Below are 12,918 nucleotides of genomic sequence, written 5' to 3'. Positions count from 1 at the left end.
CGTGGGAGGGTGGCGGCGCGGCGACGGGCGAGGCGGCGCTGTGTGGGTCGGTGGGCGGGGTGGTGGTCACGGTCGGTCCCACGACATCTCGCCCTTGGCGACCTTCGTGCCGAGTTCGACGGCGAGGACCATGCCCGCGTCGGGGTACAGCCCCTCCAGGGCCGCCTGCGCGGCGGCGGCGTCGGGGGCTTTGCCGACCTCGGTCTCGAACGCCCGCAGGTAGTCGCGGGTGTGCCGGATCGCTGTGGTGTCCGTGGGCGCGCCGGCAGTGCGGTGGCCGGCCACCACGAACCGCGGATCGAGCGCCTCCATACCGTCGAGCAGGTCGATCCAGGCGGCGCGCTGCTCGGGGGCGGGGGTGTCGGCGGTCCACACGTGCAGGCCCTCGAAGAGCAGGACGCCGCCGAGCAGCGCGCGGTGCTGGTGCTGCCAGAGGTAGTGCCGGTCCGGCAGATGGAAGTCCGCGCCACGCAGTTCGAATCGGTGTCCCTCGAAGTCCAGCTCGTCCCCGACGAGGATCTCGGGCAGCACCAGCCGGGTGGAGAGCTCCTCGCCCAGGTGCGCCCAGGTCTGCAGCTTGCCCGGGTAGGTCTCCGTGATGTGCTCGACCACCAGGTGCGGGGCGAGGAAGCGGGCGTCGGGAAAGGCGTCCTGGATCTCCTCGGCGCCGAAGTAGAAATCCGGGTCGCCGTGGCTGACGAAGACGGTGGTGAGCCTCTTGCCGGTGGCGTGGACGGCCTCGACCAGGCGGCGGCCGTCGGAGCGGGTGAAACCGGCGTCGATCAGCATGGCCTCCCTCTCGCCGGTGACCAGGACGGCGGTCTTGTTGAGCGAGCTGTCGGGGCTGTCGATGACCTGGAAGTCGAGGGCGCTCATGGGACGGGTCCTTCCTCGGACGGCGGCGGCGCTCGGGGCGTGGTGCCGGCGGGGGCGGTTGCGGTGGCATGCGCGGTGGTGGTTTCGACGGGGGTGGTACCGGCGCCCCGGAGGGTGGTCCGGTCCAGGATCCGCCGGGCTCGGGCCGGGGCGCCGGCTACGCCTCGGGTGCCGGGCCGCGCGTGGAGGGGTGAAGAAACTGATCGAACAGCAACTGATCGATCAGGCATTGCGCCCGTCGTGCAGTCTTCCGCCCAGACTCCGCCGCCCGGCCCCCGCCCGCACCCTCGGCTGCGCCGAAAGGGCAGCTCGGGAGGAGTGCCGTTCGGTCAGCGCAGGCGTGGCAGTGATTCCCCCGCGCTTCGGCTCAGCAACCGCAGATCCCGGACGAACCGGTCGCGGTCGGCCTGCGGCAGCCGGTCCAGGAAGTAGTGCTGGACGTTCTCCGCGTGCACCCGGGCGGCCCGGACGCAGGTCTGCTCACCCAGCTCGGTCAGCGTCACCAGCTGCACCCGGCGGTCCTCCGGATGCTGGGTACGGCGGACCAGTCCGGCCGCCTCCATGCGGTCCACCAGCCTGGTCACCCCGCCCGTGGTCAGAACTCGCTCCCGCCCGATCTCCCGCATGGGCAGCCCGGGCCTGCCCGCCCGACCGAGCACCAGCAGCACCTCGAAGACCGAGTGGCTGATCCCGCAGGCCTCCTCCACAGCCCGGCCCAGGATGTGCTCCAGCCGTGCGGCAGCCCCCAGCAGGTGCCCGAAAGCCAGCACCCGCCCGTCCCCCGCCGCCTGAGCCGCGGTCGAGATCCCGTCGCCGTCGGTCGCGCCGCTCCCCGTACTCCCGGTACTCCTGCTGCTGCCCGCTCCGCTGTCGTCCGCTGTGCCGTCGGTTGCTCCGCCGTCCACTGCTCTGCCGTCCACTGCTCCGCGGGCCGGGGTCGCGCCGCCGTCCGTCACTTCGTCATCCGCCACGCCGTCGTCCGCCACGCCGTCGTCCGCCACCGGACACCGCCCGTCTCTCCTGGACACTCCGCTCCCGGCGCCGAACCGCCGGGAGCCCAGCATCGCGTATCGCGTACACGCGGCGCGGTTGCCCGGTCGTCGGGTGCGCGGGTGGACCGGCCGCTCTTCGGCGCGCCGCCTTCCCCGACCGGGAATCCGGCGTTCGTCCGTCGCGTTCGACCGGTCATGACGAACGAGACGACCGAAGCGACACCCGAGGCATCCGAGGTTCCCGAGGTCCTGCGATACGCGGCCTTCGCCGCCGATCCGGCTGGAGGCAACCCGGCCGGCGTGGTCCTGGACGCGGCCGCGCTCTCGGCCGGCCGGATGCTCGCCGTCGCGGCCGAGGTCGGCTACTCGGAGACCGCCTTCCTCAGCCCGACCGCCACGTCCAGGGCCTACGACGTGCGGTACTTCAGCCCGCTGCGGGAGGTGCCGTTCTGCGGGCACGCCACCGTGGCCGCAGCTGTGGCGCTCGCCGAACGAGTCGGTCCCGGGCAGTACGTCTTCGGCACCCTCGCCGGCGAGGTGCCGGTGGCGGTCGACGAGGACCCGGCGGGTGTCCTGCGCGCCACGCTGACCAGCGTGGCACCGCACACCGAACCGGCCGAGCGGGGGGACGTGGACGAGGCGCTGGCCCTCCTCGGCTGGGCCGCCGCCGAGCTGGATCCGGCGCTGCCGCCCCGGTTCGCCTACGCCGGAGTCCGCCACCTGGTGCTGGTCGTCGCCGACCGGTCCCGGCTGGCCGACCTCCACTACGACTTCGACGGGTTGGCGGCCTACATGACCGCCCGCGATCTGACCACCCTGCAACTGGCCTGGCGCGAGGACGACCGGACCTTCCACGTCCGCGACCCGTTCCCGGTCGGCGGCGTCGTGGAGGACCCGGCCACCGGCGCGGCGGCCGCCGCCTTCGGTGCCTACCTCCGTGATCTGGGCGCCGTTCCGTCGGCAGCCGTGCTGACCCTGCACCAGGGCGCGGACATGGGGCGGCCGGGCGTGCTGCGGGTGGAGCTGCGTGCGGGGGAGGAGCGGGTCCGCGTCTCCGGCACGGCCGTCCCGATCCCGGCCTGACGCCCTCCGGCGGCCTGACGGGCGACACGGCGGCCCCGCTCGGCACGGGCGGCCCGCGGCCGGGGGCGGTCCTCGGGGCGTTCGCCGGTTGGGCGGCCGCGTGCGCCGCCTGCGCAGGGCGCTCGGAGTGCGGCGCGCGCCGGGCGGGGCGCGTTCGCCGGAAATCCGGTGGTGCCCGCCGTCCGGCTGGGGCACGCTGCCGCCATGGATCAGACGAACGGACGTACGGTCACCGCGCACCTGACCCACCGGGGAGAGTATCTCGGCAGTCTCGGCCCGTTCGCGGTCGAGGAACCCTGGTGGTCGGCGGTGGGGCCGGTCGCGGACCGGCTCCGGGACGCCTCCGGCGTGCCGGTGGCGGTGCTGCGACTGGCCGCCGTCACCGGCGGCGCCGGCGGGCGCGGGGGGCACACCACCTTCCACGCCGAGGCGCTGGAACGGCCGGCCCGGCGCCTCCCGACAGGAGCGGCCCACGCCTGGCCCACCGCGCGGCCCCAACCGGAAGCCCCGCTCGACCCGGAGGCCCTGTCCGCACCGGAGGCCCTGTCCGCACCGGAAGACCTGACCAGGCCCGCCGCTCGGTCCGGGCCCGCCGCCCTGTCGGGACCAGCGGCGCGGCGGGCCGACTGGGCCACCTCGGACGGCCTGCGTGCCGCGCTCGACTGGGCGGACGCCGCCGCCCGCGCGGCCGGCCGCCCTCCGGAGGGGCCCGTGCGGCAGATTCGGAGCTGGAATCTCTCCGGCCTGTTCCTGATACCCGCCGCGCAGGGTCCGCTCTGGCTGAAGACCACGAGCCCCGCCTTCAACGCCTGTGAGGCCGGCGTCATCGGTCTGCTCGGCGCCGTCGATCCGGATCTCGTCCCGGAGGTCGTCGCCGCTGATCCGGCGCGCCGCCGGGTTCTGCTCGGCGACGTGCCGGGGGAGGACTGCTGGGGGCCCTCCGCCCGGACGGTCGAGGACGTGGTGTCCCGCCTGGTGGCCGCGCAGGCCGCGCTGGCCGGCAGTGACGCGCTCGCGGCGGCGGGGCTGCCCGACCGCGCGCCCGCCGCACTGCCCGGCCGGGTCCACCGGCTGCTGAACGGTGCCGGCGCCGACGGGCTGACGGCGGACGAGGTCACCGCGGCCCGCGCGCTGGCCGACCGCCTGCCCGTACTGGTCGCGGAGTTGGCCGCCTGCGGCCTGCCCGAGACCTTCGTCCACGGTGACTTCCACCCGGGCAACTGGCGTTCGGACGGGCGGCGCACCACCCTCCTGGACTTCGCCGACAGCTGCCTCGGCCACCCCGTACTGGACGGGCTGCGCCCACGCGCCTTCGTCTCCGAGGAGTGCTGGGCGCGGATCGCCGACACCTGGGCCCGGGCCTGGGCGGTCCACGCCCCGGGCTCCGACCCGGCTCGTGCTCTCACGCTGGCCGAGCCGCTCGCGCACCTCGCGTACGCGCTCCGCTACCAGGAGTTCCTGGAGAACATCGAGACCTCCGAGCGTCCGTACCATGAGGGCGATCCCGCCACCGAGATCCGTGCCGCCCTGGCCTGCGCCTGACCCCGGAGCCCCCGCCGACCACGCCACCCCCCCCGACCACGACCGAGAGACCTGTCCCATGACCTCCGCCCGGCCGTCCCTGCTGTACGTCACCGACCTCACCTACCCGGCCAACGGACGTCGCTACGGGGACGAGGACACCCGGCTCACCGCCCGGTTGCGGGAGCACTTCGACCTCGCGCTCTGCCACCCGTTGGAAGCCCGGGCGCTGATGGGCCGATTCGACGCGGTCGTGGTGCGCAACAGCGGGCCCGTCCTGCACTACCAGCGGGAGTACGACGCCTTCCGTCGCGCCGCCCTCGACGCCGGGGTCCGGGTCTACAACCCGCTGACGGGCCGTGGCGACATGGCGGGCAAGCAGTACCTCCTGGATCTCGACGCGGCCGGCCACGCGGTGATCCCCACCGCGGACGGCGACCTCGGCCCGGTGGCCGCCCGTGCCTCACTCCCCGCGGTGGACCGCTACGTCGTCAAACCCCGACTGGGCGCCGACTCGGTCGGTCTGCGGATCGTGGCCGCCGCCGCGCTCGCCGAGCAGGACACCGGCGGATGCCTCGTCCAGCCGCTCATACCGTTCCGCCACGAAGTGTCCTTCTACTACGTGGATCAGGACTTCCAGTACGCGCTGTACGCCCCGGATCCGGAGCGCCGATGGGAGCTCGTCCGCTACGGTGCCACCGAGGCGGATCTCGCCTTCGCCCGCCGCTTCGTCGAGTGGAACACCCTGGCGCACGGCATCCAGCGGGTGGACGCCTGCCGCACCGAGGACGGAGAACTGCTCCTGGTGGAGCTGGAGGACCTCAATCCCTACCTTTCGCTCGACCTGCTGGACGACGCCACCCGGGAGAACTTCACCAGGGCGATGCGGCACTCGGTGGAGGCGCTGTTGCGGGAGGGCTGAGCGGTACTCAGGTACCCGGACGGGGCGGGCCCCGGCCTCCGGAGGCCGTTCGGCGATCCGGTAGTTTGTGCGCACTCCGAGGAAAGCACCAGGAATTCGGATGCTTCCTGAGTGGATCCTGTGTTTCTCTGTGGGCGTCGCGGACGCTCCGGAAGGGCGCTCGCGCCTCGGAGCACCTGGGAGAACCTGGGAGAACCTCGGAGCGACTCGGAGCACCTCGGAGCACCGAGCTCGCGCCGAGATCGCGTCAGGGCTCTCCCGGCTCCGCCGTTCCACCGATCGCCGTCGTACCTAAGCCACTTGCACCACAGGAGCACTCCATCAACACCGTCACCCGCAGGGCCGTCCGGACCACCCTGGTCGCCGCCGCCGGCACGGCCGTTCTCGCCGCCGGGCTCACCGCCTGCGGTACGGCCCGACAGCTCTCCGCCGCCGAGAAGGTCTCCGACGCGTTCGGCAGGCTCGGCGACGGCACGTCGTTCAGCGCGAAGCTGTCCGTCGACGCCAGTCCCGCGCAGATCATCGCCTTCGGCTCCGCCACCGGCGACGAGATCGACGCGAGGAGCGCGGCGGCGCTGTCGTCGGTCGGTGTCTCGCTGTCGTTCAGCGCCGACAAGCCGCTCAAGGACCTGCAGTCCTTCACGAGCCTCGACGGGGCCCTCAGCAACGACGCGCTCAAGGCGGACACGTCACTGTCGTTCGACTACGCCGTCACCGGCAAGGGCGGCAAGGCGCTGGCCGAGATGCGCCACGTGGGTGGCACGGTGTACCTGCGGGCCGACGCGGCCGGGCTGGCCGCGACGGTCGGCGAGGACCCGTCGGTGGTCGACGAGATGACGACCGGTTTCCCCGCGGTCCTGAAGGGGGCGCTCGCGGGCAAGTGGGTCTCCCTCGACCCCGGGACGCTGGAGGGCTTCGCCGAGTCCGCCGGGGCGGGCCGGCCCGGCGGCCCCTCGGGCACCCTGCCGTCCGCCGCCCCCTCGCTGAGCGCCGGGACGGCCGATGGACTGGCGCTCTCGCTCAAGGACATCCTGACCCACGACTTCACCTTCGAGGACCGGGGGACGAAGGACGGCACGCAGCACATCGCCGTCAGCGCCCCCGCGCGCAGGCTGGCGCAGGACGCGCTCAAGGCCGTGGAGCCGCTCACCGAGCAGATACCGAACCTCGGCAAGCTGCCGACGGCCGTGCCGAACGACCTGCCCGACCGTCGGCTGACCCTGGACGTGTACCTCGACCACGGTGCCCTGTCGTCCGTCACGTTCGACGTGGCTCAGCTCGATGACAAGCTCGCCCCGGGGGTCTCCTTCCCCGTCAAGATCGCCTTCGGCAAGGACGTCCCGGCGATCCAGGCGCCGGCCGGAGCCACCGCGATCACCGGATCCGACCTCGACGACGTCACTGCCGCCTTCCGGGCCGCCGGCGCCGGCGGCGAGCAGGACAGTTCGTCGGACGGCGGCCCCGCGGGCAGGTTCGGCAACGCCGAGCCCCTGACCGACGCCCAGATCAAGGAGCTCGCACAGGGCGGTGGGCTGACCGAGCAGGAGATCCGGACGTACAGCCAGTTCGGGTTCGGCTATGACGAGATCAAGTCGATCGCGACGTCGAGCGCCTGATGCCCTGCGCCTGATGCCCTGCGCCTGAGCACGGGCGCCTGAGCACCGGCACCGGCACCGGCACCTGGACCGGATCACCGGCGTCGTCCGGGGAGCGCCCCGACGGCCGCTCCCCGGACGGCTGCGCGGCCGTGGCCTCACACGTCGGCCGTGTGCGGAGCGGTCGCGGCCGCGTCACTGCCGGTGCCGTGCTGCTCCTCGGCCCTGCCCATCCGGGGGAGCAGGAAGGTGATCGCGAGGAACGCGCTCAACAGGCACGCCTGGACGACGAGGGCGTGGTGGAAGCCGGTGGTGAACCCGCCGGTCCCGACCTGTGCGAAGAACACCGAGCCGAAGGCGGCGACACCGATGGATCCGCCGATGGACTGCACCGCGGACAGCACACCGGAGGCCGAGCCGATCTCGTCGTCGTCGACGGCCGCGAGGATGAAGCCGAACAGGGCGGCGATGACCATTCCCGCCCCGATCCCGCAGACCATCACGCCGGGGGCGATGTCCAAGATCGAGAACGAGGCCGTGTGGAGCCCGTCGAGCTCGAACCAGAGCAGAGCCGCGCCGACGAGCTGGACCAGCGGGCCGATCTGGAGAACCCGGCGCCCGATCCGGTCCGCGAGGACGGCACCGCTGACGGCGCCGCCGATCGCGGTTCCGACGGCGAGCGGCAGATTGCCGAGGCCGGCCTCACCGGCGGTGAAGTCCCGGCCGACCTGGAGGTAGAGCGTCAGGACGAGCTGGATGCCGACGAGTCCGCCGAAGAACAGGGCGATACCGCCGAGCCCGACCGTGAACGCGGGCTTACGGAGCAGGGCCGGCATCACCAGCGGCTCACGTCCGGCTTCGGCCGTGCGGCGCTGCCGCACGGCGAACAGGGCGAACCCCAGAAGGGAGGCGCCCATCGACAACCAGGTCCACAGCGGCCAGCCGTCCTGCCGGCCCTGGTTCAGTGGTAGCACCAGCAGGGCGCAGGCCGCCGCGACCAGTGCGGCGCCGAGCGCGTCGACGCTCACGGTACGGTTGCCGCCCCTCCTGGGGACGACCTTCGTGGCGAGCACCAGAGCGGCGATGCCGATGGGCAGGTTGACCAGGAACACCGATCGCCAGCCCAGGCCGAAGAAGTCGCCCTCGATGAGGCCGCCGCCCAGGACCGGGCCGACGATCCCGCCGAGGCCGAGGACGGGGCCGAAGATCCCGAAGACCTTCGTGAGCTCCGGGCCGGAGAAGTTCTCGCGCAGCAGACCCAGGCCCTGTGGCAGGAGCATCGCCCCGGTGGCGCCCTGGAGCAGTCGGAAGGCGATCAGCGCCCCGATGTTCGGCGCCAGCGCGCACAGCAGGGAGCAGCCGGTGAAGGCGGCCAGGCCGAGCAGGAACATCCGGCGGCGTCCGTAGCGGTCACCGAGGCGGCCGCCCAGTACGAGCCCGGCTCCCAGCGTGAGGGCGTAGCCGCCGATCACCCATTGCAGGCCGACGGAGCCGGCGCCGAGGGACGTCTCCAGAGCGGGGCCGGCGACGTTGACGATCGAGGCGTCCAGGAGGTCCATGACCTCCGCGACGAGCATCACCACCAGGATCAGCCAACGCCACCGGTAGGGCTCCCCGGGCTCGTCGTCGGTGGGGGACGGGCCGTGCATGCAGATACCTCCATCGCGAAGTAATTCCACGATGAAGGTAAATTGAGGTCGATAGATTGTCAACGTGAGTCGCCGACGCGGCTCACTCCGGGCAGGAGCGGAAGGTGGCGGGCCCATGGAGGAGTCGATGGCCGAGGACGGCGCGGCTCGGCGTGAGCGGCTGATGGAGGGGCTGAGGGTCTACGGCGGCCACTACACCGAGCTCAGCCGGCGCTTCGCCGCCTGGTTGGGTCTGCACTCCACCGACGCGACCGCACTCCTGGAGATCGCCGCTGCGGAGGAACGGGGCACCCCGCTCTCGCCTGCGCGGCTCAGCGAGCGCATCTCACTCTCCTCGGGTGCCACGACCGCGCTCCTGAACCGTCTCGAAGCCGGCGGGCACATCGTCCGCAGCCGGGAACACTCCGACCGGCGCGTCATCACTCTGCGCGGCGGCGCCCACATCCAGGAACGCGCGGACGAGTTCTTCGGACCGCTGGCCCACCGGCTGGACGTCGCCATGGCCCCCTACCCGCCGGAGCTGCTGGAGCGGTTCGAGTCCCTCGTGACCGACCTGAACGCCGCCATGGACAACCACCTCGCGCAGCGCGAGGACACCTGACGGGCGCCCGGTCCGCAGCGGTACCACCGGCCCGACCACCATGGAGACCAACTGGAATTCGCTGATTCCCCCGGTCTCGTCCGCCGCCGCGAGCAGGCTGCTGACCAGGTCGGCCCCGGGAGCCGCGCGGCGCTCGGCGATGAGTTCGGCGGCGAACCGGCCGAAGTCCTCCATGGCCGCCATGATCGCCTCCGCCGGACAGGCGGTGGCCGAGACCGCGTGGTCGCTCCAGTGGACGAGCCGCTTGAGGTCGAGCCCCTCCAGGCCCATCAGCCGGCTGATCACCGTCACCGGCAGCGGCCAGGTGTACCCGGCGACGATGTCCGCCGGGGATCCCCGGTCGATCAGTTCGTCCAGCAGCCCGTCGACCGCCGAGGCGACCCGGGGCCGCCAACGGGCGATCGCGCGGGGAGTGAAGGCGCGTTGGACGGTGCGGCGCGGACGCTGGTGCTCAACGCCGTCCAGGTTCAGCAGACCTCGGGATCGTCCAGGATGTTGGGCGTCAGGGAGCTCGGCGGCGCGTCCGGCGCGTACAGGTGGGCGCGGTTCAGGCGGGGGTCGGTCAGCACCTGGCGGAAGCCGGCGTGTCGGCTGATCGGCCAGACGGCGGTGCCGGTGGGCGGCGCGGCCAGGCGCGGCGGCCCGGGCTCGGCGTGGCGCAGGCAGTGCGTGGGACGAGCGGCGGTGTTGAAACGGTCGGGATGGGCTCGACGGACATCCATCCTCCTGGCAATCGACCGCTGCGCGGTCTGGGGGCGTCGCTCGGTACGACGCCAGGTGGGCCGCGCCCCGGGGACGGCGGTAGATTCGGCCAACGCCGCGCGGCCAGCGGCCGGTTCGTATGCGGTCTCGGGGCTACGGCGGGGCCCGGAGGGCATAGGAGCGCCGTCCGAGCGCTGTCGGGCCGGCAGCCGGACGGCAGCGGGACACATCGCGGGACGGTGTGCGGCGAGGCGGATCACCGGCCGGGCTCACCCGGGCACCGGGGCGTCCGGGGATACGCTGCGGGGGCAAGGTGATCGTGGTGGTCCCGGCGCGGTGCCGCGCCGGACGACGGAGGTGGGAAACCGATGTCCCAGCAGGTGAAGGCAGTCATCGCACGCAGCAAGGGTGCGCCGGTCGAGGTGACGACGATCGTCGTGCCCGACCCGGGCCCGGGCGAGGTGGTGGTCGAGGTGCAGGCGTGCGGGGTGTGCCACACCGACCTGCACTACCGGGAGGGCGGCATCAACGACGAGTTCCCGTTCCTGCTGGGCCATGAGGCGGCCGGTGTGGTGGAGGCGGTCGGCGAGGGTGTGACCGAGGTCGCGCCCGGTGACTTCGTCATCCTCAACTGGCGGGCGGTCTGCGGGCAGTGCCGGTCCTGTCGGCGCGGGCGCCCGCAGTACTGCTTCGACACCCACAACGCCAAGCAGAGGATGACCCTGCTGGACGGCACCGAGCTGTCACCGGCCCTGGGGATCGGCGCGTTCGCGGAGAAGACCCTGGTGGCGGCCGGGCAGTGCACCAAGGTGGACCCGGCGGCGTCCCCGGCCGTGGCCGGTCTGCTGGGCTGCGGCGTGATGGCCGGCCTCGGCGCGGCGATCAACACCGGCGAGGTGGGCCGGGGCGACTCGGTCGCGGTGATCGGCGTCGGCGGCGTCGGCGGCGCGGCGGTGATGGGCTCGCGGCTGGCCGGCGCAGCGAGGATCATCGCGGTGGACATCGACGACCGCAAGCTGGAGACGGCCCGTCGGCTGGGTGCCACCCACACCGTCAACTCCCGCACCACCGACCCGGTGGAGGCGATCCGCGAGCTGACCGGCGGCAACGGCGCCGACGTGGTGGTCGAGGCGGTCGGTCGCCCGGAGACGTACAAACAGGCGTTCTACGCCCGCGACCTCGCCGGTACCGTCGTCCTGGTGGGCGTACCCACGCCGGAGATGCAGCTGGAGCTGCCGCTGCTGGACGTGTTCGGGCGTGGTGGCGCGCTGAAGTCCTCGTGGTACGGGGACTGCCTGCCCTCGCGGGACTTCCCCGTCCTGATCGACCTCCACCTCCAGGGGCGCCTGGACCTCGGCGCGTTCGTCACCGAGACCATCGAACTGGACGCGGTGGAGCAGGCGTTCGAGCGCATGCACCAGGGTGACGTGCTCCGTTCGGTGGTGGTCCTGTGAGTGCCGCCCGGATCGAGCACCTGGTCACCTCCGGCACCTTCGAGCTGGACGGCGGCAGTTGGGAGGTCGACAACAACGTCTGGATCGTCGGGGACGACACCGAGGCGGCCGTGATCGACGCGGCCCACGACGCCGAGGCCATCGCGGCGGTGGTCGGTGACCGGCGGCTGGTCGCGATCATCAGCACCCACGCCCACAACGACCACATCGACGCGGCCCCGGCCCTCGCCGAGCTGACGGGCGCGCCGATCCTGCTGCACCCCGACGACCTGCCGCTGTGGAAGCTCACCCATCCCGACCGGCTGCCGGACGGCGAACTGGCCGACGGTCAGGTGATCGAGGTGGCCGGGACCACCCTGGCGGTGCTGCACACGCCGGGCCACGCGCCGGGCGCGGTCTGCCTGCACGCGCCCGGGTTGGGCACGGTCTTCACCGGGGACACCCTCTTCCAGGGGGGTCCGGGGGCGACCGGGCGGTCCTTCTCGCACTTCCCGACCATCATCGACTCGATCCGTGAGCGACTGCTCGCCCTGCCGCCGGAGACGGTCGTGCGCACCGGGCACGGCGACAGCACCACGGTCGGCGCCGAGGCGCCGAGCCTGGCGGAGTGGATCGCCCGCGGGCACTGAGCCCGGCGTCCCTGGACGGCCCGGCTCGCGCCGGCGGGATACGAAGGGTCGGGCCGTCCCCCGTCGAAGGGCCAAGTAGGCTCATCGACATGACTGTTGCATCGCAGGTGAGGCTGGAGGTCGACGGCCTGGCCGCGACCGTGGACGATCTGGCGTACCTGGCGCTCGGGGGGTACGGGCACTTCACGGCCATGCAGGTGCGGGATCGCAGGACGCGCGGGCTGGCCTTCCACCTGGCGCGGCTGGACTCGGCCACCCGGGAGCTCTACGGCCAGGCTCTGGACGGTGACCGGGTGCTCGACCTGATCCGGCACGCACTGGGGGAGGGCCCCGACGGCATCCGGGACGCCTCGGTACGGGTGAACGTCTTCCGTCCCGAGGGTGCCGCCGCGGTCCGGACGCTGGTCGCGGTACGCCCGCCCGGCCCCGCACCCGCCGAGGTGCTGCACCTCCGTGCGGTGGACCTTCAGCGGCCCGTCGCCCACCTCAAGGGCCTCGGCGGCCTCGGGCAGCCCTACTACGCGGCGCTCGCCGCGGCCGAGGGCTACCACGAGGCGTTGCTGGTGGGCCCCGGCGGGGTGGTGGCGGAGGGCGCTTTCACCAACATCGGGTTCATCGAGGGCGACACCGTGGTCTGGCCGGACGCCCCGGCGCTGAACGGTATCGCCATGCAGGTCCTCCGACGCGAACTCGCCGCCTCCGGTGTGGAGTCGAAGCGGCGCCCGGTGTTCCTCGCCGACCTGGCCGCGTTCGACGGCGCCTTCGTCACCAACACCCGGGGCTTCGCCGCGGTCGGCCGGATCGACCGGCTGGATCTGCCGCTGGACGCCCAGCTGCTGGCCACCGCACGGCGGTTGTACGACGAGGCTCCCCGGGACGCGATCTGACCTCCGG

The 12,918-nt window shown here is 73.1% G+C and carries 12 protein-coding genes; 8 read left to right on the top strand and 4 right to left on the bottom strand.

From position 1 onward, the window contains the following. Window positions 1-66: 66 nt before the first annotated feature. Together OG823_RS03640 and OG823_RS03635 are read right to left on the bottom strand one after the other, a co-directional pair. Window positions 67-876, bottom strand: coding sequence for an MBL fold metallo-hydrolase (locus tag OG823_RS03640; RefSeq protein ID WP_371477440.1), 810 nt, complete (start codon window positions 874-876; stop codon window positions 67-69). A gap of 329 nt (window positions 877-1,205) precedes the next feature. Continuing rightward, complete coding sequence (locus OG823_RS03635; RefSeq protein ID WP_371484289.1) at window positions 1,206-1,682, bottom strand: MarR family winged helix-turn-helix transcriptional regulator; 477 nt, start codon at window positions 1,680-1,682, stop codon at window positions 1,206-1,208. A 381-nt stretch (window positions 1,683-2,063) separates the two neighbouring features. On the opposite strand from OG823_RS03635, the gene OG823_RS03630 reads away from it, so the two are divergent. The 4 genes from OG823_RS03630 to OG823_RS03615 all read left to right on the top strand — a co-directional run bounded on the left by OG823_RS03630 (window position 2,064) and on the right by OG823_RS03615 (window position 7,010). After that, the gene (locus OG823_RS03630; RefSeq protein WP_371477438.1) at window positions 2,064-2,951 is read left to right on the top strand and encodes a PhzF family phenazine biosynthesis protein; all 888 of its coding nucleotides are present in this window, start codon (window positions 2,064-2,066) and stop codon (window positions 2,949-2,951) included. A 204-nt stretch (window positions 2,952-3,155) separates the two neighbouring features. Further along, the gene (locus tag OG823_RS03625) at window positions 3,156-4,493 is read left to right on the top strand and encodes a phosphotransferase (protein ID WP_371477436.1); all 1,338 of its coding nucleotides are present in this window, start codon (window positions 3,156-3,158) and stop codon (window positions 4,491-4,493) included. Window positions 4,494-4,551: 58 nt separating this feature from the next. Beyond that, entirely contained in the window at window positions 4,552-5,394 is an 843-nt protein-coding gene (locus tag OG823_RS03620) for a hypothetical protein (RefSeq protein WP_371477434.1), read from the top strand. Between the two features lie 65 nt (window positions 5,395-5,459). Further along, the gene (locus OG823_RS03615; RefSeq protein ID WP_371477432.1) at window positions 5,460-7,010 is read left to right on the top strand and encodes a hypothetical protein; all 1,551 of its coding nucleotides are present in this window, start codon (window positions 5,460-5,462) and stop codon (window positions 7,008-7,010) included. Window positions 7,011-7,147: 137 nt separating this feature from the next. On the opposite strand, the gene OG823_RS03610 is transcribed toward OG823_RS03615, so the two are convergent. Further along, complete coding sequence (locus OG823_RS03610) at window positions 7,148-8,638, bottom strand: MFS transporter (RefSeq protein WP_371477430.1); 1,491 nt, start codon at window positions 8,636-8,638, stop codon at window positions 7,148-7,150. Between the two features lie 115 nt (window positions 8,639-8,753). Between OG823_RS03610 and OG823_RS03605 the strand changes: the two genes are divergently transcribed. Continuing rightward, entirely contained in the window at window positions 8,754-9,239 is a 486-nt protein-coding gene (locus tag OG823_RS03605; protein WP_371477428.1) for a MarR family winged helix-turn-helix transcriptional regulator, read from the top strand. Between the two features lie 467 nt (window positions 9,240-9,706). On the opposite strand, the gene OG823_RS03600 is transcribed toward OG823_RS03605, so the two are convergent. Then, window positions 9,707-9,961, bottom strand: coding sequence for a hypothetical protein (locus OG823_RS03600; protein WP_371477426.1), 255 nt, complete (start codon window positions 9,959-9,961; stop codon window positions 9,707-9,709). A gap of 348 nt (window positions 9,962-10,309) precedes the next feature. Here OG823_RS03600 and OG823_RS03595 point away from each other — a divergent pair, with 348 nt between their 5' ends. From OG823_RS03595 to OG823_RS03585, 3 genes are all read left to right on the top strand, one after another. Beyond that, the gene (locus OG823_RS03595) at window positions 10,310-11,395 is read left to right on the top strand and encodes an S-(hydroxymethyl)mycothiol dehydrogenase (RefSeq protein WP_371477424.1); all 1,086 of its coding nucleotides are present in this window, start codon (window positions 10,310-10,312) and stop codon (window positions 11,393-11,395) included. Next, on the top strand, window positions 11,392-12,024 hold the full coding sequence (locus OG823_RS03590; RefSeq protein WP_371477422.1) for an MBL fold metallo-hydrolase: 633 nt from the start codon (window positions 11,392-11,394) through the stop codon (window positions 12,022-12,024). Before OG823_RS03595 ends, OG823_RS03590 begins: the two co-directional genes overlap by 4 nt. Before the next feature lie 89 nt (window positions 12,025-12,113). Then, entirely contained in the window at window positions 12,114-12,911 is a 798-nt protein-coding gene (locus OG823_RS03585) for an aminotransferase class IV (protein ID WP_371477421.1), read from the top strand. The last annotated feature ends 7 nt before the right edge of the window (window positions 12,912-12,918 follow it).

Origin of the sequence: Kitasatospora sp. NBC_00315, assembly GCF_041435095.1 — a bacterium.
GTDB lineage: Bacteria > Actinomycetota > Actinomycetes > Streptomycetales > Streptomycetaceae > Kitasatospora.
This window is presented reverse-complemented; position numbering and strand designations above follow the sequence as displayed.

Excerpts from the sequence above, each read along its gene's own strand:
- OG823_RS03620 (WP_371477434.1), top strand. The coding sequence starts at position 4,552 with ATGACCTCCGCCCGGCCGTCCCTGCTGTACGTCACCGACCTCACCTAC.
- OG823_RS03630 (WP_371477438.1), top strand. The coding sequence starts at position 2,064 with ATGACGAACGAGACGACCGAAGCGACACCCGAGGCATCCGAGGTTCCC.
- OG823_RS03600 (WP_371477426.1), bottom strand. The coding sequence starts at position 9,961 with ATGGATGTCCGTCGAGCCCATCCCGACCGTTTCAACACCGCCGCTCGT.
- OG823_RS03610 (WP_371477430.1), bottom strand. The coding sequence starts at position 8,638 with ATGCACGGCCCGTCCCCCACCGACGACGAGCCCGGGGAGCCCTACCGG.
- OG823_RS03605 (WP_371477428.1), top strand. The coding sequence starts at position 8,754 with ATGGAGGAGTCGATGGCCGAGGACGGCGCGGCTCGGCGTGAGCGGCTG.
- OG823_RS03625 (WP_371477436.1), top strand. The coding sequence starts at position 3,156 with ATGGATCAGACGAACGGACGTACGGTCACCGCGCACCTGACCCACCGG.
- OG823_RS03595 (WP_371477424.1), top strand. The coding sequence starts at position 10,310 with ATGTCCCAGCAGGTGAAGGCAGTCATCGCACGCAGCAAGGGTGCGCCG.
- OG823_RS03640 (WP_371477440.1), bottom strand. The coding sequence starts at position 876 with ATGAGCGCCCTCGACTTCCAGGTCATCGACAGCCCCGACAGCTCGCTC.
- OG823_RS03585 (WP_371477421.1), top strand. The coding sequence starts at position 12,114 with ATGACTGTTGCATCGCAGGTGAGGCTGGAGGTCGACGGCCTGGCCGCG.